Genomic DNA, 25934 nt, shown 5'->3' with positions numbered 1-25934 from the left:
GGCGTCATGACTCCTGTATTCGGAAAAGCAATCCTGCCCGCTGCCATGGGCCTCACCATCGGTCTTCTACTCGCGCCTTCGTCGGGACTGGCACAGGGAGGCCAGATGCCTCCAGCGGTGGTGACCACTCAGGTGATTTCTCCTGAGACAGTTACATTGAAAGATACGTTGCCGGGAAGGGTTTCGGCCTATCGCACCGTACAGATCAGACCGCAGGTCGGCGGCATCATCGAAAAACGCCTCTTTGAGCAGGGGGCTTTCGTGGATGAAGGCCAGCCCCTGTTTCAGATCGTTGACAAGTCTTATCGGGCGCAGGTTGAAAATGCCTCCGCAGCCCTTGAAAATGCAGAGGCAGCCCTTGATCTGGCAAAAATCGAGCTGGAACGGGCAAAGCAACTGTTCGAAAAGAAATCTGCCAGCCAGCAGACTTATGATAGCGCGGTTGCCGGGGCCAAAAGCGCCGAAGCACAGATGAAAGCCGCAAGGGCAGCGTTGGAAACGCAAAAGATCAATCTCGACTATACGACCATCCGCTCGCCAATCAGCGGCGTGATCGGCGCAGCACTTGTCAGCGAAGGTGCTCTGGTCTCTGCCAGCCAGGCAACGTCTCTTGCCGTGGTGAGGCAGATCGATCAGGTCTATATTGACCTGCGTCGCCCTGCAACAGACCTCATCAAGATGCAACGGGCCGCCAAGGATGCGGCCAACAATGCCAGCGATGAACCATCGGTCGAAATTCTCGACGTGGATGGCAATGTCTATCCGATCAAGGGCCGGGCGCTGTTCACGGATCTCAGCGTGGACGAGGCCACCGGAGATGTGACGGTTCGCGTGCTGGTCGACAATCCCAATCACGACCTGTTGCCGGGAATGTTCGTGCGTGCGGTGATGCCGCGCGAAACCCTCGAGCAAAGCCTGCTTGTACCGCAACAGGCAATCATTCGTAATGCAAAAGGGGAAGCGACGCTGGTGATCGTGGGCGAGGACAAACTTGCTCACATCAAGATGGTCAAGCTCGGAGAGCTTGTCGGGCGTCGCTATATCGTTCATGAAGGCCTGGAGCCGAACAGTGCTGTCATTGTAAGGGGACAAACGCGCGTCTCCAAGGATGGCTCACCGGTCATGGTTGCCCCTCCTCAGCAAGCCAACCGGTAGCATTCGGGAGATCTCATTATGCCAAGTTTCTTTATTGATCGCCCGATTTTTGCCTGGGTGATTGCAATCTTCATTGTTCTGGGTGGCCTGCTGACGCTGTCGCTGCTGCCGGTGACGCGATATCCTGATATCGCTCCGCCGAGCATTTCGATCCGCGCAAACTATTCGGGCGCCTCGCCGCAAGTGGTCAGCGACAGTGTGATCAGCATCATCGAACCGGAATTGTCCGGGGTCAAACACCTGCTCTATTTCGAATCCACGGCCGACAGCTCTGGCTCTGCCACCGTGACCGCAACCTTCGAATCCGGCACGGATCCGGAGCTTGCACAGGTTGATGTGCAGAACAAGATCAAGAGTATCGAGACGCGTTTGCCCGAGTCGGTTCAGCGCGCCGGGATTACCATTGAATCGTCCATGTCGGGCTTCCTGATGATTGTTGCCCTGACATCGCCGGACGGCCGCTTCAGCGCCCTCGATCTGGGCGACTATATGGAAAGAACGATCGTGCAGCCACTCAACAGGGTTGCCGGTGTTGGTCGCGTGCAGTCTTTCGTTTCCAAGAAAGCGATGCGCATCTGGGTCGATCCGAACAAACTCCTGTCCTATTCGATCTCCATGGCTGAAGTCACCTCGGCCATTTCCGCACAGAATGTTCAGATCTCTCCGGGCCGTGTTGGTGCCGAGCCTACCGTCGAGGGGCAACGCGTCGCCTTTCCACTCACGGTGCAAGGCCAGCTGACCACACCTGAAGAGTTCGGCAATATCGTCCTGAAATCGGAGACCGATGGTTCCAAACTCATTTTGAGCGATGTTGCACGCATCGAGGTCGGAGCCCAGAGTTATGCCTTTTCCTCCCGCATCAATGGCGGGGCGTCCGCTGCTGCCGCCATCCAGCTTGCCCCCGGTGCCAACGCCGTTCGCGTTTCAGCCCTTGTGCAGGAGAGGATGAAAAGCCTTGCTCTGTCCATGCCCGAAGGCATGCAATGGACCGTTCCTTATGACAACTCTCCGTTCGTGGAGATCTCGATCGAGAAAGTGGTCCATACCCTGTTTGAGGCCATGGCGCTGGTGTTCCTGGTGATGCTGCTCTTCTTGCAGAAGATCCGCTACACCCTCATCCCGTCCATCGTCGCTCCGATTGCTCTGGCCGGTACGCTGGTGGTGATGTATGTCTCGGGCTTCTCGATCAACGTTCTGACCATGTTCGGCATGGTGCTGGCCATCGGCATCATCGTGGATGACGCGATTGTCGTGGTGGAGAATGTCGAGCGCATCATGGCAACAGAAGGGTTACAGCCCAAGGAAGCGACCCGAAAGGCGATGAAACAGATTACCGGTGCGGTGATCGGGATCACGCTTGTGCTGACGGCGGTGTTCATTCCCATGGGCCTGTCCTCGGGCGCGGTTGGCGAGATCTATCGCCAGTTCACCATGTCCATGGCTGTCTCGATTCTGTTCTCCGCTTTCCTCGCGCTGTCACTAACTCCGGCCCTTTGCGCCAGCCTGCTCAAGCCAATCGACCCGGATCATCATGAAAACAAGCGTGGTTTCTTTGGCCTGTTCAACCGTGGGCTGGACAGGATGACCAGTTTTTATGGTCGAACCGTTGGTGTGCTCATCCGCAAGGTCGCGATCATGGGCCTGCTCTATCTGGTTATCATCGGGGGCATGGGCTATGGCTTCATGAAGATGCCGACATCCTTCCTGCCTACGGAGGATCAGGGCTCGTTCCTGACCATATTCTCCCTGCCCTCTGACGCAACGGCGGATCGTACCACTGAAATTCTTCAGATGTATGAGCAGCATGTCTCATCAAGACCGGCATCCAAGGATACGGTTGCCATTCTGGGCTTCAGTTTTGCCGGAGCCGGTACCAACATGGGGCTGGCCTTTACCACGCTCGATGACTGGACTGAACGCGACACGACCGCCGCAGATGAAGCCAACGCGGCAAACCGCACCATGTTCATGGCACCAGAGGGGCAAATCTACAGTCTCCTGCCCCCTTCCATTCCATCGCTCGGCACATCGACAGGCTTCGCCGTCCGATTGCAGGACCGCGGTGGCAAGGGACATGAAGCTCTGCTCAATGCCCGTAACATGATGCTGGGGATGGCCGCGCAAAGCCCACTTCTGACCAGTGTTCGTCCGGACGGGCTGCCTGACGGGACCAGCGTAAGGCTGGAAATCGACCGCCAGAAAGCGGAATCCCTTGGCGTCTCTTTCTCCTCCATTGCGACGACCCTGTCGTCTGCCATGGGGTCTTCCTATGTCAATGACTACAGCTTCGAGGGCCAGTTGCGACGCGTTGTCGTGCAGGCCGATGCTCCCTTCAGGATGCAGGTTCAGGATGTGCTCAAACTCAACCTGCCAAGTTCGAGCGGCGCGATGGTCGAGTTGTCCGAAATCGTAACACCGGTTTGGGAAGCATCCCCTTTGCAGCTTATTCGCTACAACGGATTCTCGGCCATGCGGATCAGCGGCAGCGCGGCCCCCGGAGTTTCAACCGGGGAAGCGATGGCGGAAATCGAACGGATCGCTACACAGCTGCCTGAAGGCTTCGGCATCGAGTGGACCGGTCAGTCCTTGCAGGAAAAAACCACATCGGCGCAGACGCCAATGCTTTTGGCACTCTCGTTGTTTGTCGTCTTCCTGGTGCTGGCTGCCCTTTACGAGAGCTGGTCGATTCCCTTCTCGGTCCTTCTGGTGGTTCCGCTCGGGGTCATCGGTGCTGTTGCTGCGGTTCACTTCCGTGGTCTGGAAAATGACGTCTTCTTCAAGGTCGGGCTGATCACCATTATCGGTCTCTCGGCAAAGAACGCCATTCTGATCGTGGAATTTGCCCGTACGATGCATGATGAGGGACGCTCGCTTTATGATGCCGTGATGGAAGCTGCGCGATTGCGTCTTCGTCCTATCCTGATGACATCGCTGGCCTTCACGCTGGGCGTTGTGCCCCTGATGCTGGCTTTCGGTGCCAGTGCTGAAACCCAGCATGCCATCGGCACTGGCGTGTTCGGCGGAATGATCTCGGCCACGCTGCTTGCCGTGCTGTTTGTGCCGGTCTTCTTCGTGTTCGTTGATCGCTTCTCAAACTTGTTCTCAAGGAACAAAAAGACAGAAGCAGAAAGCTCATAAGCTTTTCGAGACGAACCAGAGCAACAACAAAAGGCAGGGTTTGAAATCAAACCCTGCCTTTTTCTTTGAACACTCTCCTGTCTTTGAACGGGTGCCTGCCCAGGAAGCCCTTTCAAATGCCAGTCAGGCTTTCACTTCGATGAAGTGATGATTTTCCCCTTCGATGCAAAGCCCGGTCAGGGAACCTCCATAGACGGCACCGGTATCGATGCCTATCCGGCCCGGACCAACAAGGGGCGTATCAACCGGTGTATGACCATGGACGATCAACCGGTCTGATGCATTCTGCTCCACCAGAAAGTCGTCGCGTATCCAGAGCATGTCGCGCACGCTGTTATCCTCTATCGGGCATCCGGGGCGCAGGCCCGCGTGAACGAAATGAACCGTTGGCAGGCTGAGCGCCAATGGCAGCCGGCCAAGCAACTCGACATGTTCCGATGGAATTTTTCCGAGGACAAGATCTGCGAATGCCTCATCGGCAAGACCCGACATCATGAAGGCCTCGACATTGATGCCATAGGAGGCAAGCGTGGCCACTCCCCCCCAACCGAGCCACTTGCTGCGCAAGGAGGGGGCTTTGAGAAAGTCATGGAAGGTCAGATCATGATTGCCGCAAAGCGAAAGGCGCTCGAAACCTTTTGGCAGCGGAGATGTGAGATAGTGTTCGATGACGGCCCGGGCGTCCGGCCCCCGATCGACGAGGTCGCCCAGATAGAGAATCAATGTTTCCCCGTCCGCAGCTTCATATCGATCAAAAATCCGCGCTTCCATTTGCTTCAGCAAGGAGATGCATCCGTGAATATCGCCGATGGCAACGACCCGGGTTGGCGGCCCGGCGATCTCCAGGCGGTGGCGATCTGAACCGTGAACGGCAATCCTTATGGCATTTTCTTCAATCGTCATATGGCAAACTCTTTCGGTTCTGCTTGCTACCGGTGGATTGTGGGGTCTGGATGGGCCCTTCGTGGCACATTGAGTGGTAGGTCGCCAATATTACACAAAAGTGTCATATAAGACACTTATAGACTGAAAAAGCACAAAGATTTCCCTCCTCTGCAAGCGAAAAAGACAATCATGTCAGTCAAATCCACTCCCGCCCTTTCCATTCGGTCCGTTTCGATGAGCTATGGGGCGGAAAAGGTTTTGGATGGAATTGATGTTGATCTTGCGGCGGGCGAAGTACTTGGACTTCTGGGACCATCGGGCTGTGGCAAGACCACCTTGTTGCGTCTGGTTTCGGGCCTTCTTCTGCCGCTTGAAGGCGAAATCGACATTGCCGGACGAACGGTGGCCGCCCCTGCGAAGGGCCTTGCGCTGCCCCCCGAGCAAAGAGGCCTTGGCATGGTCTTTCAGGATTATGCCCTTTGGCCCCATCTGTCTGTTGCCAGAAATGTGTCCTTTCCGCTTGAGATGCAAAAAGTCTCTGGTTCGGAGAAGAAAGAGCGCGTGATGCGGGCTCTTGATCGTGTCGGCCTTGCCTCCATGGCTGAACGGCGCCCTTCGGACCTGTCTGGCGGGCAACAGCAGCGTGTTGCCATCGCGCGGGCGATTGTCGCCGAGCCACCGCTAGTGCTGTTTGACGAACCCCTTTCCAACCTTGACCGTGAATTGCGTGAAACGATGGTCGAGGAGCTAAGCGATCTGGTTGCAGAACTCAATCTCAGCGCGGTCTATGTCACCCACGATCATGCCGAAGCACTAACGCTTGCCAATCATGTGGCTGTCATGCGCGGCGGGCATATTGAGCAACTGGCAACACCGGACGATCTGGTCAACAGGCCTTCAACTGTCGAGGTTGCCGACTTTTTGCGTCTTGGCTGCCTGATGCCAGCGCTGCGATCAGAGGCCAGTTGGTGCATCGAAGGCACGGATCTGGCTTTGCCCGAAGGACCGGCAGAAGGGAGCAGGGCCCGAATTCTGCTTCCCGAACGGGCTGTAAGGCTTGATGACAGCGGTCCGGCGAGGCTCAAGACCGAAATTGTGCGTGTTCAAACCAGAAGTACCGGCAAAGCGATCACCCTTCGCGTGCTCGGCACCGAGTTTCTCATCCGTCTGGTCAGCAACAAACCCGCAAGACAGGGTGAGCGCGTTGACCTTTCCTATTCACCGAACGATCTTCAGTGGTTTCACGCTGTTGATTGACATTTTCAAAATTCACCCTCAAGGGAGCATCATCATGCGTCGCATTACTCTTGCACTTGCTCTAGGCCTCCTGGCTTCCACCGCAGCTCATGCGGACATCACCGTCTATTCAGCTGGCCCTGGCGCCCTGATCAAGAATCTGGCGAAAGGTTTCACCGCCAAAACCGGCATCAAGGCCAATGTCTTTCAGGCAACCACCGGCAAGGTTATGGCTCGTCTTGAAGCCGAAAGCGCCAATCCGGTTGCCGACGTCGTTGTTTCTGCCTCATGGGGCACCGCAACGGACTTTGCTGCAAAAGGCCTGCTGCTTTCCTATGAAAGCCCGAATGCGGAAAATGTTCCCGACTTCCTGAAAATGGACGGCGCGGTTGCTCAGGGCGTTGCCGGTATCTGCATTGCCTACAACACCAAATCTGGCCTGCCTGTCCCCAAAGACTGGGCTGATCTTGCCAAACCGGACTATAAGGACATGGTCACTCTGCCAGACCCGGCAGCTTCCGGCGGCACCTATTCCCTGGTTGAAGCCTTCACCGCAAATGGCATGATGGACATCGTTCAGGGTCTCAAAGACAATGGAGCAATCGTTGCCGGCGCCAACAAGGCCGCTCTCAATCCTGTTCTTCAAGGCGCCAAGTCCGAAGTATTCGCAGCGGTTGACTATATCACCATGGGTGCCAAAGCCAAAGGTGAAGCCGTTGACATCGTGTTCCCTGAAAGTGGCACCGTGGTTGCCCCTCGCCCGATCATGATCCTCAAATCGTCCAAACAGCAGGAAGAAGCCAAAAAATTCATCGACTATGTTCTGTCGGCTGAAGGTCAGAACGAAGTGGCCAAAGTCTTCCTGATGCCATCGCGTACCGACATCAAGGTTGACCGCCCGCTGATCGGCGACCTGAAGCTTCTGAAAGTTGGCAACGCACCTGCGCGTGAAGACGTTCTGAGCGGCTTCAAGAAAATCTTCAACTGATGGCAAACTAATGGCAAACGCGACGACGACAGGCGCAGAAGGCAGCGCCTTGCTGAAATGGATCGCCACCTTCGGGTTGCTGCTCGTCGTTGCGATTCCCTGCCTGTTCATTGTGCTTCAGGCGATTTTTCCAGAGTTCGGAAGCGGCTCCCTTGCCGCTCCCTTCTCACTCTTTTTCAAGACTCTCAACGACCCCGCTCTGATCGGACTGGCTGGCAATACGCTTTTGATGGGGGGCGGCACGGTGATCTGCGCGGCCATTCTGGCAGTTCCCATTGCCGCCTTGAGGGCCCTGTTTCGCGTTCCCGGAGCCCTTCTGTGGGATACGCTTCTGCTTATTCCCTTCATGATCCCGCCTTATATTGCAGCGCTCGGATGGATCCTGACATTGCAGCCACGCGGCTACATGGAACAATTGACCGGCGTCAATCTGGCCGGTCTGCTCTTTTCCATTCCTGGCATCATGATCATTATGGGGCTCAACACCTTCGCGGTGGTCTATTTCGTTCTTTCCCGAACCTTCGAGACCATTGGTGCACGCTATTCGGACGTCGGGCGGGTTTTCGGTGCGGGACAATGGCGCTCCTTCTGGCGCATCACCTTTCCTCTCGCCATGCCCGGTCTTGCAGCGAGCCTGCTGCTGGTCTTTGCCATGGCCATCGAAGAATATGGCACCCCTGCCGCTCTTGGTCGCCGGATCGGGTTTGAAGTGCTTGTGACGGGGATCGAGAACCGCATTTCGGAATGGCCGATCGATCTGCCCGGCTCAGCGACGCTCTCTCTGGTACTGGTCTGCATGGCACTTGTGGCCTTCATGCTTCAGCGCTGGCTACTGACGCGACGCGACTATCGCATTGTCGGCGGCAAGCCACAGGCGTCGGACAAACGCAGTCTCGGCCTATGGGCCCTGCCCGTTGTGGCATGGTTCGCCTTCGTCTCCTTTCTTGCCACCGGATTGCCGATCCTTGCCATTCTGGCGACGGCGCTCTCGCGCACGATTTCAGGCGGCCTCGCTCTCTCCAACATGGGTTTTGACAATTTCGAGGAAATGCTCGGAGCAGGCAGCGACGGGCTGATCGCCCTCGGAAATTCCTTGAGCCTTGGCATCACGACCGCAGTGCTGGCGGGACTTCTGGGTGCGATTACAGCCTATGCGGTGGTCAAGGGGCATGGGCGCTTCCGCCTTGTTCTTGATGCATTGTCGATCACACCGAACTCTCTGCCCGGCGTCGTTGTGGCGGTCGGGATCATCCTGGCATGGAATCAGCCCTGGCTGCCCATCACGCCGTACAATACGCCCTTCATTCTGCTTCTGGCCTATGTTTGTATCCTCCTGCCGCAACCGGTCCGCTATGCCACTGCGTCGTTGCATCAATTGGGAGACAATCTTGAATCGGCTGCGCGGGTCTGCGGCTCGGGTCCCTTGCGCGCCTTTGTCCGGATCGTCTTTCCGCTCATTCTTCCCAGCATGATCACCGCCATGATCCTTGTCTTCGCTGTCGCCTCGCGCGAGCTTGTCGCCTCGCTGCTGGTGGCTCCGGTGGGATTTCAGACAATCGCCGTCTATATCTGGACCCAGTTTGATCAGGGCTCCGCCGGACTTGGCATGGCCATGGCCTTTTGTGCCATTGTGATCACGACGCTTGTTCCTCTGTTGCTGATTGCCCTTCTGCGCTGGCTATCAAAGGGACAGGTTGCCGGGCTCAGCTGAGCCTCTCGCATCTTCCCTTTCGCCCAACCCGGCTTACCATTCGTCCAAACCAAAAAGCCCCGGCCAGACGGACCGGGGCTTTCTTCTTTTTTGCGTCTCGTCACATCAGGCGTTCGAGACGCGATGCCGCTTATCCCATGAGCAGGTTTGGCAGCCAAGTGCTGAGGGCCGGAATGAGAGAGAGCAACAGCACCACAAGAAAGTTCGCCAGAAGGAAGGGCAAGGCACCCCGGAAAACCGAGATGATGCTTTCCCCCGATACACTGGCACAGACATTGAGACACATGCCGACAGGCGGCGTGACCAGACCAACCGCAAGCCCTGAAATCAATACGGCACCAAACTGGATGGGCGAGACCCCAAGCATTTTCAGAGCAGGCAGGAAGACCGGGGTCAACAGCAGAATGGCCGGGCTCACATCGACAAAGAAACCGATGATCAGAATGACCACAGCAACTGCCAGCAAGGCAGTTTGCGGCCCCAGATTGAGCTCGACAAAGAGCAGGCCGATCGTCTGGGTGACATGTTCGAGCGCCAGAATCCAGGTGAAGACGCCGGAAAAGGCGATAATGATCATCACATTGGCCGAACTCAGGATCGCTTCGCCAAACAGCTTTGGCAAATCCTTCAGCTTGAGGCCACGATAGACAAAGAGACCGACCAGCAGGGCATAAAGTGCACCCACAGCGGCGGATTCTGTTGCTGTGGCGATCCCCGTGACCACCGAGCCGACCACGATGAGCGGCATCAGAAGGGCGGGTACGCCTTCAAGGGTGCAGCGGGTCACTTCGCGCACGGACAGATCAACCTTTTCGCACGGATAATTATGTCTGTGGGCGATGATGAGCACGATACCGAGCATGAAGACGCCAACCATGACCCCGGCGATAAGGCTGCCGAGAAACAGGCGGCCGACCGACTCCGAGGCAGCAAAGGCATAGATGACCATCGGGATCGAGGGCGGTATGATCATACCCATGGTCGAGGATGCGGCGATGAGGCCCGTTGCGGTGCGTACCGGATAGCCCTTTTTCGTCATGGCCGGGATCATCACCTGACCGATGGACGCGGCATCAGAAACCGAGGAGCCGGAAATACCGCCGAAAACCATGGAGGTCAAAACCGAGACAAGGCCGAGCCCGCCCCGCAGCCGGCCAACAAACATCATGCAGAAATCGATAAGGCGACCGGTCAGACCGCCGTGATTCATCAGATGGCCCATGACGATGAAGAGTGGCAAAGACAGCATCAGCTGACTGTTCATGCCCGCATAAACGCGAGCGGGCAGAACGGCGATGAGGTCGGGGTGATAGCCGAGAAAATAGAGAAGCCCTGCCAAACCCATGGAATAGGCGATGGGAACTCCGATCAGCATAAACAGGATGAGACTGCAAATAAGCAAAAGCATGAGATCTTACACCGCTTGATTTTCATTGGAAGGGTCGACGGTCGGGCTTACAAACATGGCAACCAGACGTGTCAGGCAGAACAGGACGGCAAAAAAGCAGCCAATGGGAATGGCTATCTCGAAAATGCCTTCCGGAACATGCAGGATCGGATCCTCACTGTTGCCGACGACCGAGATCCATTTCATGCTGAAGAAGAGCAATCCCCCATTCAGAATAGCCATCAGCACCAGATTGACACCCTCCAGAAACCTTTTGACTTTTGGTGACAACGCATCAATGAACGCGTCGATACGGATATGTTTGCCGCGCGCGATATCAACCGCCGCACCGAGTGCCGTCGTGTAAATGAACATCATGACGGTCGCCTCGCTGCCACCGACGATGGTGGTGTTGAAGCCATAACGCATGATCACCAACGTGACGACCAGGATGAAGATGAGGGCAAAGACTACCGTCAAAATCCAGGTCAATATTCGCATCAGCAGCTTTTCCAGAAAAAGCACTGGATGCACCTGATAGGCAGGAGCAGGACCGGTCATATCAAAGCTTTCAAATGTTGGTTTGGTCTCTTGCAAAGCATCATTGTGGTGAGATCACCAAAGGCTTTGGCACATGAGAGGCCAGAGCATTCCTTGCTTGGAGGGCGCTTGTTGGAAACGCTCCGGCCCTGTCTTGGAGTTAGAGCCACCCGTCCCTTTGCCCCTTTTTGCATTGGAGCAAAGGAACGACGTGATCATGTTTTATTTGCCAGCTGCGATTGCTTGCTGGACTTCGTCTTCGCTGAAAGTTCCGTTGTTGACATAGAAGTCCCAAACAGGGCGAACAGCTTCGACGAATTTGGCGCGGTTGTCAGCGCTGATTTCATTCACTTCGAGCTTGTCGCTGAGGAATTTCAGATAATCAGCTTCAGAGGCCAGCCAGTTTTCGTCACTCCATGCGATGGCTTCCTTGGAAACCTTGTCGAAGATCACTTTCAGATCGTCCGGCAGGCTTTCATACCACTCGAGATTGACGAAGAGGGGATCGGGATGAATCTGGTAGTTGAGCAGGGAGAGATATTTCTGTGCTTCGTAGAATTTCATCACCGTGATGTTGCTTGGCGGGTTTTCCTGACCGTCGGCAACACCCATTTTCAGTGCCATATAGACTTCGCCATAAGGAATGGATGTCGGGTTGGCACCGAGGGTTTCGAAGGTTTTGATGATGGTTTCAATGCCAGGGGTCCGGATTTTGAGACCTTTGACATCCTCAGGCGTATTGATCGGACGTTCGTTGTTGGTAACAACGCGGAACCCGCCAGCAACACCGGTTGCCGGGATGTAATAGCCATTTTCCTTGGCTGCATCGGCAATGTGTGTGCCGAAATCGCTGCGCATTGCCTTGAGCACCGCGTCGGTGCTGTCATAAAGGAATGGCAGAGTGTAGATCAGGAATTTCTTGTTGGCTTTGGTGAAAGCGCCGCCACGGGTGCCCTGGGCTGCGCCCAGCTTGACCATGTCCATGACTTCCGGTTCGCTGCCCAACTGGCCGTTGCCAAACACTTCAACAGAAATGCGGCCATCGCTTTCCTTCTCGAGCTTTTCCTTGAAGAACAGCATGGATTTGTGACGCACAGAATCCTCTGGCTGCGAATGGGCGAACTTGAAATTGAAATCCGCTGCCATGACCGGGATTGCGAACCCGATACCAACAGCCATGATTGCAATTTTGGCTAATGTCTTTTTCATGAATGCCTCCCTTTTGTGACCGTTTGAAGCGCCCAGTGCGCCAAACGGCGAAGTGGTCCATTCCACACCACTTCTCCTCACAGATTAAGTTCCCGGAAGTCCCGTTTGTGCGTGGGAACCCAGGACTGTCCTAAGCTCATGGGCTGACGCTTGCCTTTGCCGATTTTTCTCAAATCGAAAAAAAGCGTGCAGCACACTTCATATTCTGCGGGCCGAGGCCCGGCTCATACCGTCTTCTTGTCCGTCACCTGCTCGAGAGGGGCCATTCTGGTGCCACTTCGACGCAAGCGATCAGGAGCAGGATGGTCTCCCAATCATCCATACCAAAATCGCGGTACTATTCTAGAACACTACTTACTGGTAGATAATGTCAAGAATCAAGTATTATAAATGCTTCTATTGCGACAACTGGACGCAGGCAAATGTGAAAACTTCCTAGGCCCAGAAGGTGAAGATTGAGCAATTATTGATAAGTTTGAAGGGGGTTACGGTAATATCAGAGCGGATTTTTGGGGTATCTGCCCCTCATCACGCCGCCGATAAAGGTCTATTGACAAGACGCCGCAAGTTTCTATCATCCATACTCAAGAGCAAAAAATCCATACCTTGGAGGGGGTTCCATACTTTTCTTCCAGGATTTGAGGCAAAGATGGCGAAGCTTCCAAAAAATGTTCGTATCGGGCGCAACGGTCGCGTGGGAATTTTGAAGAAAGTGCCCAGAGATCTATGGCATCATCCACAATATCGGTCGCGTTCAAAAGTCATCGAGCGGTCGACCGGCGCCATAAATCTCAAGGAAGGGGTGAGAATCGCCCTTGCGATGCTGAAGGATCTGGAACAGGAATTTGCCTCGGCACGGATGGAATTGTCGCTTCTCTCGGAAAGTGATCCATCGGCTGAACCCGATCTGGCGGAAGTGGACAACCATGATACAGGCACCGATGACCCGACTGCCAAGGACACAGAGGCAACCAAGGCGCAGGATCAACGTCTCGTCCCGCCCCTGTCACGGCGAAGGGTCGCAGAAAAGACCCGGCGGGATATCATGGATGCCGCGATGGAGGAATTTGCCGCCAAAGGCCTCAGCGGTGCAAGGGTGGATGCGATTGCCGCGCGAACCCGAACGACAAAGCCGACCATCTATTATCATTTCGGCAGCAAGGAAAAGCTCTATGCTGCGGTCATGGAAGAAGCCTATGGCGGGGTGCGTAGCAAGGAACAGGGTCTGCATTTGCGAGAGCTTCCCGCCGAGGAAGCCATGCGCCAATTGGTCGAGGTAACCTTCGACCACCATGCCGAGCATCCCGAATATGTCCGTCTTGTGAGCGTCGAGAATATCGAGATGGGGCGTCACATCACAGGGCGCACCTCGCTTATCGAACGCAACGCCATCGCAATCGACACGGTGCGGGATCTTCTGGTCCGCGGCGAGAAAGAGGGCTGCTTTCGACCGGGCATCGATCCCTGGTATCTGCATTTCATGATCTCGTCCTTCTGCTTCATGCGGGTTTCAAACCGCTATTCCTGGCGGGCGGTGTTCGACATGGATCTGTGGGAAGAGAAGCATGCCAAGGCGCAGCGCGAGATGATCGTCGAGACCATTCTGCGCTATGTCAAACATTAGGGACTGACATTCGAAGCGGGTCATGATGCCGGTATTGGCTGCTGGCGAGCCGTCTTCCCCAATGGTCTCAAACCATCCCTCTTTCCCTCACGCCACACCGCTCCGATTAAGCACAAATCGGAGATAGTCATTCAATATATTCTCCATTTCATTGATTAAACTTTGCCGTCATATATGTCTCATCCAAAAACGAAACGGGCCCCGAAAAAAACAACAAACGGGCTTGAGCCAAACAAGGAATGAGACCATGAAATCTTTCTTCAAACTCGCGACCGCCGCAGTCGCCCTCGCCGGGATTTCCTTCACCGCTGCACAGGCAGCCGGAGAGGCAAAAACCCGTTGCCCAAGCTCTTCAGGAGCTTGCTGCCTTTCAAGCACAGGAAGACACCATCAAGACCCGTCTTGAGAAATTCGACACACTCGACTTCGAAGTCTTTTCCGGCCAGAAATGGGACCGCCTCAAGGAAAGCCACTCCCACGATATTCTGGTGCACTGGCCTGACGGACATACAACAAAGGGTCTTGATGTTCACGCTGACGACCTGAAAGCCTTCTTCGTCTGGGCACCAGACACCAACATCTCCCAGCATCCGGTCCGCATCGGACAGGGCGAATGGACCGGTGTTGTTGGTGAAATCTCCGGCACGTTCACCAAACCGATGCCGATCGGTGAAGGCAAATTCATCGAGCCAACCGGCAAGTCCTACAAGCTGCTGATGGCGACCATCGGCCATTGGACAGACGAGGGCGTCATGGATGAAGAATATCTCTTCTGGGACAATGACACCTTCTACAAGCAGATCGGCCTGCGTTAATCGGGATGGCCCGGCCAGACCTGATGGCTCGGGCTCCCTCACTCTCTTCTCGCATTCTTATCAAACCGCCCCCCCTGTTCGGGTGGGCAGGAGACCTTCAATGACCCATAACAACAATGCTGCCTATGCGGCCTTTTTCCTGCGTATCACATCCGGTGCACTGCTTCTGGCCCATGGCCTTCTGAAGCTGTTCGTCTTTACCATTCCGGGCACGGTGGGCTATTTCGAAAGCCTCGGCTTTCCGGGCTTCTTTGCCCATCTGACCATTCTGGCAGAAGTCGGCGGTGGCCTTGCGCTGATCCTTGGTATCGCCACCCGTCTGGTTGCGGTTGCCACCCTGCCCCCGGTCCTCGGTGCCATCTGGGTCCATTCCTCCAATGGCTGGCTCTTCTCGGCGGAAGGTGGCGGATGGGAATTCCCGGTCTTCTGGGCGGTTGTTCAAATCAGCATTACCCTGCTCGGCACCGGCGCCTATGCCCTGAAATTGCCCGTGCCTCAGAAACTGGCCTGGGCACAGTAACAAAACAACAATAAAAACAATCACAAGCAAGTCCCCCCACCTGAGAGCGGCATTTCCACGAAGAAATGCCGCTCTTTTCTTTTCAGGGGGATTTTTTCATGCTACATTTAGTTCGTCTCCAGAACGAACTAAATGTAGCATGATGATCCTCGACATATCTCCAAGACGACAGGCGACCATCCGAAAGGTCGGACGCACTCTCATAGACCATGGCAGCGCTTCGCGGGCGGATATCGCCCGTATGTGCGGGTTGTCAAAGCAGGCTTCTTCCGAAGCCGTCAGCCTTCTGGAAGAGGCTGGCATCATCGAGGCGGGCGAGATGGCGCTTGGCTCTGTCGGACGCAGGCCACTGGATTATCATCTTGCCAGTGACGGAGGCTATGGTCTGGCCTTCGATATCGGTGGTACCAAGATTTTATCCGCCCTGATCAGTTTGCGAGGCGAGATCATCGGCACCAGGACAGCACCTACGGATGAGCGGGGCGGCCTTGCCATTGTCGATCAGCTCAAGCAACTGGCAGGCGAGCTGTTTGCTCAGGCGGGCAAGGATGAAGGACGGCTGCTATCTGTTGCGCTTGGCATCCCCGGTGTGCCGGATCCATCAAGCGGGCTGATCAAACTCGCCAACAATCTCAAGGACTGGGATGGCCTGAATTTGCATGAGGCACTGGCAGAGCGGTTCCCCGATGCGCGGATCGGAATTGAAAATGACGTCAATCTGGCAGCGCTTGGTGAATTGCAATATTCGGGCGGTTCGCTCCCGGACAGCTTCGGATTCATCAATGTAGGCACCGGAATCAGCCTCGGCATCGTGCTCGACGGGGCAATCGTGAGAGGCGCGACGGGAGCGGCGGGTGAAATCGGCTTTCTGCCGATTGTCCCCTCAGAGGATCCATCGTCCGGGCGCAGACATGAGCATCTGGAAGAGGTCTTTGGCAGCTACGGGCTGCTCCTTCGCCACAACAGAAAAAGCGGGACACCTGCTCTCAATGTCAAGGAGATCTTTGCCCGCGCAGAAGCAGGCGATGAGCTGGCCGAGGCCTGTCTTGATGAAGCCGCCTTCTATCTCTCCATTGCCCTCTTGTCTGTCAGGGCCTGCATTGATCTTGGCACCTTCGTTTTCGGCGGCAGCATCGGTATGCAGGATCTGCTGATTGAAAAAGTAAGGCATGAACTGGCCACACAGGGAGCGCAGGAGATCTGCCTGCAAAAGAGCCAGATCAACAACGAAGCCGGGATATATGGGGCGATGGCACTGGCCGGTGCCAATCTTTACGACACCATCTTCCATTTTTCACAAGCTGGTGAAACGTCCCCCAGACCCACCCTTTCAGGCCCATCGGGCGATGCCGGTTGAGACCCAGGAGATGTCGACGCGACATGCCTGAAGATTGCTGCCAGTGACCGGGGTGCACTTTTCGATGGATGAAGTGCCCGTAACAGACCGCTCAGTCTATCAATTGCAACACCAGTTTTGTAGAAACTAGTCAGACAGGGCGCATGGATGCCCAGAACCGATCTTTGGAGGAAGACCATCCCATCTGTTGGTCTTGGACAAGTATGAAAAGCCTTGATATGTTTGCTTATCTGCTGGACGAACTTCAGCAGCGCATTTTCCAAATGCAGGACACAGCCATTGCGCTGCGCTTTGCCAGAGGGCGTGATGAGGACCGTCAGACGATCCTTGCACAATCGCCTGAAAGCTGGGAGCCTGTCGGCCAGGATCTGGTCTGGGGCGAGCCATGGGGCTATTTCTGGTTTTCCGGCAAGGTCACGATACCCGCAGAGCTGGCAGGAAAAAGACTTTTTCTATATGTCGATGCACAATTCGGCTCCACCATGGGGCGCTCGGATCCGCAATGCCTTTTGCGCGTCAATGGCAAGATAGCCCAGGGGGCAGATGGCAACCACCGCGAAATGCTGCTCACTGAACAAGCGCAAGCCGGTGAGTGCTTTGACATTCTGGTCGAAGCTGGCACGATCGAGGATCGACGCCAGTGCGGCATCGCTCTCAAGCTCATGGTCCATGACGAGAAGGCCGAAGCACTTTACTATGATTTGCGCGTACCCTTCGATGTCGCCCGCACCCTTGATAAAATGGATCCCCGCCGATATTTCCTGCTCAATTGCATCAGCGAGGCGCTTGACGTTCTTGATCTGAGACAAGGAAATGAAGCGCGCTTTCAAGCCTCAGTTGCCAAGGCCAGCGAGATTGCTGCCCGGATCTACGACGCAGAGGATTTCGGCGAAAAGCCCGTCATAACCGTAACCGGCCACACCCATATCGATGTGGCGTGGCTCTGGCGGGTCCGGGATACACGCCAGAAAATGGCCCGGTCCATGGCAACCGCCCTCAAACTGATGGATGAGTATCCAGATTATCGCTTCATGTATAATCAGGGCGTGCTGCTTGATTATCTGTCCAAGGACTATCCGGAGCTTTTCGAGCGCCTCAACGAGCGCTTCAAGGCAGAGCAGTTTGAAATCGAAGGAGCCTTCTGGCTGGAACCGGACGCCAACATCACCAGCGGCGAATCCTTCATTCGTCATATCCAGCATGGTATTCGCTACCATAAGGAAACCTATGGCGTACGCCCCAGGATCCTGTGGCTGCCAGACACGTTCGGCTATTCGGCGGCGCTGCCGCAGATCATGGCGCAAAGCGGTATCGAGGTTTTCGTCACGCACAAATTGAGCTGGAACGACACCAATAAGATGCCCTACGAGACCTTCCATTGGCAGGGGATCGACGGGACGCGGGTTCCGGCCTATTTCCTCACGACCCAGCCGCACGATTCCAAGGAGATCGGGACCACCTACTGCCCCAATCTCAAGGCAACCCATGTGGTCGGCACCTGGACCCGGCACAGCCAGAAGGAGCTCAACAAGGAGCTGTTTCTTGTCTATGGTCATGGCGATGGCGGCGGCGGGCCGACACGGGAAATGCTGGAACATATCCGGCGCATGGAGCGCGGCATTCCGGGTTGCCCGGCGGTCAATCATGGCACCATGGGCGGGTTCTTTACGGATTTCGTTGCCCGCATGAAAGCAAACCCGGACGCCTTCCCGACCTGGGTGGGCGAACTTTATCTCGAGTTTCATCGCGGCACGCTCACCTCGGTTGCCAAGAACAAGCGGAACAATCAGAAGGCCGAGCAGAGCCTGCGCCAGCTTGAGGCACTGGCAAGCTATGGTTTTGCGCTCAGGGGCACCGATTACCCGACGCAGAGGCTTCATGATCTCTGGCGCGTCGTCATGCTCAACCAGTTCCATGACATTCTGCCCGGCTCCTCCATTGGCGAAGTCTATGAGGATAGCGACAGGGAGTATAAGGCCTTCTTTGAAGAAGCCGAGCGCCTGCATGACGAGCTGATCGGTGCTATTGCACCGGCCACAGGCAGCGCCGTGCTGTTCAATCCGCTGGGGCAGGCTATCGATGCACTGGTCATGACCAATGAGCAAGCCCCGCAAGAAATCGTCTGGCAGGGTCGCACGTTCGTTACCCAGACCATTCACAGAGCCTCCGGCAAAATGGAACAGGCAGCCCGGTTCGAAGATATTCCGGCCCTTTGTCCGCTGTCCGTCGACATGACAGCCGTTGGGGCATCGCAGGTCTCTTCGGGTGAGGACGCAAGCGGGGCGCTTGTTGCCCGCACGGATCGTTTGGAAAATGATACCCTTTGCGTCCTTTTTAATGACAAAGGACGGATCACTTCAATCCTGGACAAGCGGCTTGATCGCGAGGTGCTGTTACCCGGTCAGACAGCCAACCGTCTTCAGGCCTATCGCGATTTGCCACCGCAATATGACGCCTGGGACATTGATGCCAGTTTTGAAGATCAGAGCTGGGATATCGATGAGCTGGTCAGTGCTGAGGTGGTGGAAACCGGCCCCTATCGCGTCGCCTTGCGCCTTGTCTGGCGTTATGAAACCTCGACTGTCACGCAAATTGTGGCGCTGGAAGCAGGCAGTGCGCGGATCGATTTTGACTGCCATATCGACTGGCACGAACATAACACGCTGGTCAAGGCGGCCTTCCCGCTGGATATTGCGACCTCCGAGTCGAACGCTGCCATCCAGTTCGGTCATGTCAAACGCCCGACCCATCAGAATACATCCTGGGATCAGGCCCGCTTTGAAAGCCTGATGCATCGCTGGGTCGATCTTTCCGAGCCGGATTTCGGCGTCGCACTGCTCAATGACTGCAAATATGGCTATGATGCAAAGGGTACGACCCTGCGTCTGACCCTTCTGCGCTCGCCCACCTATCCGTGGCCGCAATCCGATCAGGGGGCGCATCATTTCCGCTATGGCCTGATGGTCCATCATGGTCTTCTTGCTGATGGCGGCGTACCCATGGCCGCCGAGATTTTCTCACAGACCTTCCGGCTCACGGCTGTTACGGAACCGCGACCCAAGCTTGAGACTTCTCTTTCTTCCCTGGTATCCGTGCAGGGCGAAGGGGTGACGCTTGAGACGGTCAAGAAGGCAGAAGAAGGCAACGCACTGATTGTGCGCCTATGGGAAAGCTTCGGGTGCGAGACGAATGTCACGCTCTCACTGCCCGATCCTGTCAACAAGGCCGTCGCGGTCAATTTGCTGGAAGAGGAAGAGGCCGAGCTTTCCATGCAGGATCAAGAGCTGGCGCTCGACTTCAAGCCGTTTGAAATCAAGAGTATCAAGCTGCTCTTGGCTGGCAGCTGACGGGCCTGAGCCATTCAGGGTTTCTGTTGTCCTTCAGCCTGAAAACCATCTGACCAAACCGGTGTAGGAGGTGCCTTCGTGCGCCTCCCCACGATCGGGGCTGTGTGCAAATGCTCCCCGGCATGGAAACCGGGGCTTCCCGTTCATTCCCTTTTTGCTCCGCTTTTTTGAAGTCTGCCTTTGGGCCGCCTTGACGATCTGGATCACACTATGTAAACGGCATGTTATAACATAACATTGCGAGACATGATGCCCAATTTTGTTCCTTCCGATCCTCGCCTGCCCGTTACCGTTTTGTCCGGTTTTCTTGGTGCAGGCAAAACCACATTGCTCAATCACGTACTTAACAACAGAGACGGCAGACGGGTCGCCGTCATCGTCAATGACATGAGCGAGGTCAATATCGACGCCGATCTTGTACGCGAGGAAGCCTCTCTTCATCGCTCAGAGGAAAAGCTTGTCGAAATGACCAACGGCTGCATTTGCTGCACCCTGCGCGATGACCTGCTGCTCAAGGTCCGTCATCTGGCTGAAGAAGGGCGGTTCGATTATCTTCTGATCGAAAGCACCGGCGTGTCAGAGCCTTTGCCCGTGGCCGCGACCTTTGAATATCGTGATGACCTTGGCCAGAGCCTTAACGATATCGCTCGCCTTGACTGCATGGCAACGGTGATAGACGCGATCCATTTGCTCAAGGATTTCGGCTCAACCGATTTCCTCGTAGATCGTGGCGAAGCGGTGGACGAGTCCGACGGGCGGACGCTGGTCAATCTGTTTGTCGACCAGATCGAATTTGCCGACCTGATCATTCTTAACAAGGTGTCCGACGCGTCAAGAGAACAGCTTGAAGCCGCCAGAGCCATCATTCATGCACTCAATCAAGATGCAAAGATCATCGAAACCGATTATGGCAGGGTTGAAGCTGATGACCTGTTTGATACCGGATTGTTCGACTTCGAGCGCGCTCATGAACATCCTCTTTGGTACAAGGAGCTTTACGGTTTTGCAGATCATGTGCCGGAAGATGCCGAATATGGCATCACCAGCTTTGTCTGGTCGGCGCGGCGGCCTCTGGTTCCGGAAAAATTCAACGAGTTCCTGCAAACGCCTCTGCCCGGTGTCATCCGCGCCAAGGGACATTTCTGGCTGGCAACCCGACACCATATGGTTGGGGAATTCAGCCTTGCCGGAGCCATCGCCAGAACAGATCCCCTGGGCTATTGGTGGGCCGCAGTGCCGCAAGACCGCTGGCCGGAAGACCCGGAGATGCGCAAGCAGCTTCTCTCAAAATTTGATCCGCAATTTGGCGATCGTCGGCAGGAAATCGTCTTTATCGGCATGCTGGGAGAGATGAACAAGGATCGCATTTGTTCCATGCTCGAGCGCTGCCTGATCGAGCCGATAGGCAAGGAGCCATTCAACCCCACATGCTATCAGGACCTGCCCGACCCTTTCCCGGCGTGGGGCTTATGATAAGCCCGGTTCCTGACGATGATCAAAAGGGGGGCGCTCGCCCCCTTTTTGTCCCGGTTTGTCAGCCCAGATCAATTGCGTTGTTCACGCGTGTGTCAGCGGAGATATAGGACTGGATCTGCCTGACAATCTGATCAGCATGAGCGGCGGCAAGCTTGTCCGAAAGCCGCAGGTCGCGCGAAACGATTGCCTTGATCATGTCATCATGCTCCTCGACATAGAGACGCGGAATCTCGTCGTTGTAGGACTGGTAATAGAGCCGCAGAATTCGGCGGCCTTCATCAAGAAGCCGCGTGAAAAGCTCGACATAATAGCGGTTGCGCCCGGCCCGTGCGATGGCAAGATGGAATTCGCGGTTCGTGGCAATCATCTCGAAGACATCGCGCTCATCGACAGACTTGGAGAATTTCTCCTGCCAGGCGTAGATCTGTGGTAGATCGGCTTGTTCATAGTTGGCCGCTGCAAGGCGTGTCGTGACCCGATACATTAGGGTCAGGGCATCGAAAAATTGCGACAGGTTGAGAAAATCGATATTGGAAACGATGGTCGCCCGGTTTGGCAACGTCGTGATCAGGCCCTCTGCCGCCAACCGCACCAAAGCCTCACGGATCGGCGTGCGCGACATGGAAAAGCGGGCGGCGAGCTGCAACTCGTCAATGGGACTGCCCGGCGCAATCTTCAGCTCGACGATCTCCCGGTGCAGTGTTTCATATACATAACCAACACCGGCCCCTCGCTTGTGGGGTCCTTTGGCTGCCTTTTTCTCTTTTGTCTCGCTCATGATCGGGATGCCTGCTCACCATGGTGGTTGGACTGTTTTATAGAATTTTGACAAGGGACTGAAGCATTTGTTTGTATTTTAAATGTCGACAGATTATGGTGTCAATGCAATAAGCTTTTTTGATATGCGCAAAGCGCATTAGCTGACAGAGAATTTCGATGAGAAACAAGACATTTCAGTGCATTGATGGTCATACATGCGGCAATCCGGTGCGGCTGGTAGCCGGTGGCGCTCCGCATCTCGAGGGCAAGACCATGATCGAGAAGCGGGCTCATTTCCTTGCGGAATATGATTGGATTCGCACCGGTCTGATGTTCGAGCCGCGCGGCCATGACATGATGTCTGGATCGATTCTCTATCCGCCGACACGGGAAGATTGTGATGTTGCGGTGCTGTTTATCGAAACCTCGGGCTGCCTTCCCATGTGCGGCCACGGTACAATCGGCACGGTTACCATGGCCATCGAGAATGGTCTGGTGACACCGAAGGAGCCGGGCAAGTTGCGTCTCGATACGCCCGCCGGGCTGGTAACGGTAGAATACCGGCAGGAAGGCCGCTTCGTGGAAGAGGTGCGCCTGACCAATGTTCCCGCCTTTCTTCATTCCGAGGGCTTGACGGCAGAGGTTGAAGGCCTGGGCAGTGTCACCGTCGATGTTGCCTATGGCGGCAATTTCTACGCCATTGTCGAAACGCAGGATTGCTATCGCGATATGGCCGATTTTTCGGCAGGCGAGCTTGTCGGCTTTTCTCCCAAATTGCGCAAGGCGCTGAATGAGAAATACGAGTTCGTGCATCCGGAAAATCCGGCCATCAATGGCCTGAGCCATATTTTGTGGACCGGAGCAGCCAAGGCGGAAGGCGCGACCGCTCGGAATGCGGTCTTTTATGGCGAGAAAGCGATCGACCGCTCTCCATGTGGCACCGGAACATCAGCTCGCATGGCCCATTGGGTCGCAAAGGGGCGGCTCAAAGTCGGGGATGACTTCATTCACGAAAGCATCATCGGCAGCCTGTTCAAGGGCCGGGTAGAGGCCGCCGCCAAGGTGGCCGACAAGGACGCAATCATACCCTCTGTCGGCGGCTGGGCCCGCCAGACCGGTTACAACACGATCTTCATTGATGATCGCGATCCCTATGCCTATGGCTTCACCGTGCTTTGATATCAACCCTTGAAGGCGCGACACCCGTCGCGCCTTCAGGCTTGCTGCACAGCGCGTCAGACAAAGGCGTCGTTCACCATATCCATCAGACGTTCGAGCACCTTGTCTGACTGGCGCAAGCCGTCATGCTCAAACTCGTTGGTCACCCATGTCTTGAGATTGCCGACCCGTCCTGCGGTTTCGAGCGACAGACCCGCATCGACATACATGTCATCAAAATAGATGGCGGCTGCCACAGGCACCTCATTGGCGGCAAGAGTTGTTGTGTCATACCGGCTCGCAGACATTTGTCTTTGCGCCAGGCTTTGCACCGCCTCTCGGAAGGGCGCAGGGCACGGATTTCCTCGAACATCCATGGGAAGATCATTTCGCCGGTAAAGATCAGAGGTCTTCTGGTCTCGGCAAAGACCGGATGTTTGTCTCTTTCTCTTTGCGCGGCCCAGTTCGAACCACTTGGCTTTTGCTGATAAATGGCCTCCTGAAGCGCACAAAAGAGCGGATTGGTAGCAAAAGAGGTTTCCGCCATGACGAGGGACAGGAAGCTATCGTTGAGGAAGCCTTCGTCATCAAGAGCCGTTTCCAAAAGCCAATGCACCTCTTCAAATCCGGGCTTCATGCCAAAGGCGAGACCCAGCGTTTGCAGGCGGCGAATGGTCAGCCGATCACCGTCAGGAAGGAGCACATCCTCACCTGCCAACAGGTCCGCAATCCGTGCGACATGCTCCTTGTCCCCGGGGTAGCGGGCGTAATAATGGCGGTTCTTCTCGGCGATGTGCGGAACAGTACGTTCATAGACATCCTCCGGTGTGCCATCAAGCCCCGCAAGCCCGCCGGTTACATAACAGGCTTCAAGCGCATGAGGGGCCATGGAGAGATAACTCAGGGTCAGAAAACCGCCATAGCTCTGGCCAAGCGTGGACCATTTCCGCCCGCCATAGACCTCCTTGCGCAAATGCTCGCAGTCCCGAATGATGCTTTCGGCCAGAAAGAAGGAGAGGTAGTCAGCCCCTTCCTCGCCCGTTGCAAAGCGCTCCATTTGTCTGCCCTCAACCGGAGAGGAACGCCCCGTGCCGCGCTGGTCGAGCAGGATGACACGGTGACTTTTCAAGGCCGTCTTCAGCCAGACCGGTCCACCATTCTGAGGCCGGGGCCCCTTGCCACCCGGGCCGCCCTGAAGAAAGACGAGCAAGGGCAGATCCTCATTCTTGCGCACAGGATCCACCACCTCGCGGGCAAAGAGCGTGATGCTCTGCCCTTCCGGTTTGCTCCAGTTGAGCGGAACCGGCAAGGTGATGTCACGGTAGCTGATGCCGGGGAAAGTCACATAGGTCATGGCGAAACTCGCAAATTGGGGCGTGTCTGGTTGAGGCTCTTCAGCCGCGCCGGATCAGGTCACGGGAAAGATCGGAGAGAATTTCTGCTCCATCTTCCCGCATGATGACAATGTCTTCAAGACGCAAGCCAAAACGACCGGCGAGATAGATGCCCGGTTCGATGGAAAAGACCATGCCTTCCTGAAGAACTGTCTCGGAGCTGGCGGACATATAGGGATTCTCATGCACATCAATGCCGAGGCCGTGTCCGGTGCGATGGAGGAAATGTTCGCCATAGCCAGCCTTGGTGATGACTGAACGCGCGGCTGCGTCGATTTCCTTTGCCACAACGCCCGGTTTTGCGGCATCGAGAGCTGCTTGCACGGCCTCTTCAACGATTTTTGCGATATCGTCATACCCCTCGGGCATGGCGCCGAACCAGCCAGAGCGGGTCATGTCGCTGGGATAGCCATCCTTGCGGCAGCCAAGGTCGATGAGCACCGCCATGCCATTTTGCAAGGTCGTTGAACCGCTGTCATGATGGGGGAAGGCACCATTGGGACCAAAGCAGACGCTTGCAAATTCCGTGCTCGCGCCATGGCTTGCAAAAAAGTCATCAATAAACTTGACCACATCCTTTTCCGTCATGCCAATTTCCAGAGCATCAAAGGCCGCCATGCAGGCCCTGTCCGTCAAAAGAGCGTTGCTCTTGAGCTGGGAGAACTCGGTCTCATCCTTGCGGCAACGCAGCCAGCCAACCGTTTCACCCAGAAACTGGCGCCTGGCTTCGGGCAAGGCATCAAGCAGCAGCAAGGCAAAGTCGGCGCGCATGGCTTCATCGACCGCCACGGATACGCCCTTCCCAGCAAGGCCAAAGGCCGTCAGCATGTCTTTGAGCGCAGCCTGCGGCCCGTCGGCATCGGCCCAGCAAAAGAAGGGCAGATCACTATGCTGCCGAACGCTATCCTGATTGAGCATCGGCATGAGAAAGGCGGCATCATTCTCGGTTACCAAAATCATCACGGGGCGCTCGTCACCGTGAGCCGAAACCCCTGCCAGCCAGGCCATATTCGAGGTCGGACCAACCGCAACGCAATCCACACCAATGTCCCGCATCCGCTTTCTCAGGTTTGAAAGCCGAATGTCATATATAGTTTTCGCTGCATTCTGCATCAGGTACACGCTCCATTTTGTCCGACAATTCAAACTGTTACAAAATATCGGTGTTTCTTTGCAACATTTTTGTCGACAAATAAAATACAATTGATATTGTCTCTGTATATCAATACAGCTTT

General features: G+C 55.6%; 19 protein-coding genes. 12 read left to right on the top strand and 7 right to left on the bottom strand.

The genetic code is table 11. From position 1 onward, the window contains the following. Positions 1–6 precede the first annotated feature (6 nt). Together ACHZB8_RS02895 and ACHZB8_RS02890 are read left to right on the top strand one after the other, a co-directional pair. Positions 7–1155, top strand: a complete 1149-nt coding sequence (locus ACHZB8_RS02895; RefSeq protein ID WP_316858569.1) for an efflux RND transporter periplasmic adaptor subunit — start codon at positions 7–9, stop codon at positions 1153–1155. An 18-nt stretch (positions 1156–1173) separates the two neighbouring features. Next, on the top strand, positions 1174–4293 hold the full coding sequence (locus ACHZB8_RS02890) for a multidrug efflux RND transporter permease subunit (protein ID WP_316858568.1): 3120 nt from the start codon (positions 1174–1176) through the stop codon (positions 4291–4293). A 123-nt stretch (positions 4294–4416) separates the two neighbouring features. Here the strand turns inward: ACHZB8_RS02890 and ACHZB8_RS02885 are convergent, their stop codons facing one another. Next, on the bottom strand, positions 4417–5196 hold the full coding sequence (locus tag ACHZB8_RS02885) for a metallophosphoesterase (protein ID WP_316858567.1): 780 nt from the start codon (positions 5194–5196) through the stop codon (positions 4417–4419). Positions 5197–5367: 171 nt separating this feature from the next. Here ACHZB8_RS02885 and ACHZB8_RS02880 point away from each other — a divergent pair, with 171 nt between their 5' ends. Genes ACHZB8_RS02880 through ACHZB8_RS02870 form a run of 3 tightly spaced genes read left to right on the top strand, consistent with a single transcriptional unit; the run spans position 5368 to position 9113 of the window. After that, positions 5368–6435, top strand: a complete 1068-nt coding sequence (locus ACHZB8_RS02880; RefSeq protein WP_316858566.1) for an ABC transporter ATP-binding protein — start codon at positions 5368–5370, stop codon at positions 6433–6435. Between the two features lie 34 nt (positions 6436–6469). Then, positions 6470–7402: an ABC transporter substrate-binding protein gene (locus ACHZB8_RS02875; protein WP_316858565.1), complete on the top strand. Its 933-nt coding sequence runs from the start codon at positions 6470–6472 to the stop codon at positions 7400–7402. 10 nt (positions 7403–7412) lie between these two features. Continuing rightward, on the top strand, positions 7413–9113 hold the full coding sequence (locus ACHZB8_RS02870) for an iron ABC transporter permease (RefSeq protein ID WP_316858564.1): 1701 nt from the start codon (positions 7413–7415) through the stop codon (positions 9111–9113). A gap of 130 nt (positions 9114–9243) precedes the next feature. Here ACHZB8_RS02870 and ACHZB8_RS02865 read toward each other — a convergent pair whose 3' ends face one another. The 3 genes from ACHZB8_RS02865 to ACHZB8_RS02855 all read right to left on the bottom strand — a co-directional run bounded on the left by ACHZB8_RS02865 (position 9244) and on the right by ACHZB8_RS02855 (position 12249). Continuing rightward, positions 9244–10521, bottom strand: coding sequence for a TRAP transporter large permease (locus tag ACHZB8_RS02865; protein WP_316858563.1), 1278 nt, complete (start codon positions 10519–10521; stop codon positions 9244–9246). 6 nt (positions 10522–10527) lie between these two features. Beyond that, the gene (locus ACHZB8_RS02860) at positions 10528–11061 is read right to left on the bottom strand and encodes a TRAP transporter small permease (RefSeq protein ID WP_316858562.1); all 534 of its coding nucleotides are present in this window, start codon (positions 11059–11061) and stop codon (positions 10528–10530) included. A 201-nt stretch (positions 11062–11262) separates the two neighbouring features. Then, on the bottom strand, positions 11263–12249 hold the full coding sequence (locus ACHZB8_RS02855) for a TRAP transporter substrate-binding protein (RefSeq protein WP_316858561.1): 987 nt from the start codon (positions 12247–12249) through the stop codon (positions 11263–11265). 649 nt (positions 12250–12898) lie between these two features. Between ACHZB8_RS02855 and ACHZB8_RS02850 the strand changes: the two genes are divergently transcribed. The 6 genes from ACHZB8_RS02850 (at position 12899) to ACHZB8_RS02825 (ending at position 21385) form a co-directional block, all read left to right on the top strand. Next, entirely contained in the window at positions 12899–13873 is a 975-nt protein-coding gene (locus ACHZB8_RS02850; protein WP_316858560.1) for a TetR/AcrR family transcriptional regulator, read from the top strand. Between the two features lie 308 nt (positions 13874–14181). Then, positions 14182–14688, top strand: a complete 507-nt coding sequence (locus tag ACHZB8_RS02845) for an ester cyclase (RefSeq protein ID WP_316859183.1) — start codon at positions 14182–14184, stop codon at positions 14686–14688. Between the two features lie 100 nt (positions 14689–14788). Next, complete coding sequence (locus tag ACHZB8_RS02840) at positions 14789–15208, top strand: DoxX family protein (RefSeq protein ID WP_316858559.1); 420 nt, start codon at positions 14789–14791, stop codon at positions 15206–15208. A gap of 139 nt (positions 15209–15347) precedes the next feature. Next, on the top strand, positions 15348–16565 hold the full coding sequence (locus tag ACHZB8_RS02835; RefSeq protein ID WP_316858557.1) for an ROK family transcriptional regulator: 1218 nt from the start codon (positions 15348–15350) through the stop codon (positions 16563–16565). Between the two features lie 203 nt (positions 16566–16768). Continuing rightward, positions 16769–19912, top strand: a complete 3144-nt coding sequence (locus ACHZB8_RS02830) for a glycoside hydrolase family 38 C-terminal domain-containing protein (protein ID WP_316858555.1) — start codon at positions 16769–16771, stop codon at positions 19910–19912. Between the two features lie 249 nt (positions 19913–20161). Next, positions 20162–21385, top strand: a complete 1224-nt coding sequence (locus ACHZB8_RS02825) for a GTP-binding protein (RefSeq protein WP_316858553.1) — start codon at positions 20162–20164, stop codon at positions 21383–21385. 61 nt (positions 21386–21446) lie between these two features. Here the strand turns inward: ACHZB8_RS02825 and ACHZB8_RS02820 are convergent, their stop codons facing one another. Then, positions 21447–22166 carry a GntR family transcriptional regulator gene (locus ACHZB8_RS02820; protein ID WP_316858551.1) on the bottom strand — a complete coding sequence of 240 codons (720 nt, stop codon included), beginning with the start codon at positions 22164–22166 and terminating at the stop codon, positions 21447–21449. A 158-nt stretch (positions 22167–22324) separates the two neighbouring features. Here ACHZB8_RS02820 and ACHZB8_RS02815 point away from each other — a divergent pair, with 158 nt between their 5' ends. Continuing rightward, positions 22325–23326 (top strand): 4-hydroxyproline epimerase, encoded by a 1002-nt coding sequence (locus ACHZB8_RS02815; RefSeq protein WP_316858550.1) that lies wholly within the window; start codon positions 22325–22327, stop codon positions 23324–23326. 142 nt (positions 23327–23468) lie between these two features. Here ACHZB8_RS02815 and ACHZB8_RS02810 read toward each other — a convergent pair whose 3' ends face one another. Beyond that, positions 23469–24659: an alpha/beta fold hydrolase gene (locus tag ACHZB8_RS02810; protein WP_316858549.1), complete on the bottom strand. Its 1191-nt coding sequence runs from the start codon at positions 24657–24659 to the stop codon at positions 23469–23471. 40 nt (positions 24660–24699) lie between these two features. After that, positions 24700–25812 (bottom strand): aminopeptidase P family protein, encoded by a 1113-nt coding sequence (locus ACHZB8_RS02805; protein ID WP_316858548.1) that lies wholly within the window; start codon positions 25810–25812, stop codon positions 24700–24702. Positions 25813–25934 lie beyond the last annotated feature (122 nt).

The organism is uncultured Cohaesibacter sp. (assembly GCF_963556055.3).
In the GTDB taxonomy this organism is placed as follows: domain Bacteria; phylum Pseudomonadota; class Alphaproteobacteria; order Rhizobiales; family Cohaesibacteraceae; genus Cohaesibacter.
The sequence above is the reverse complement of the archived record's forward strand: the minus strand, read 5'-3'. Positions and strand labels throughout refer to the sequence as shown.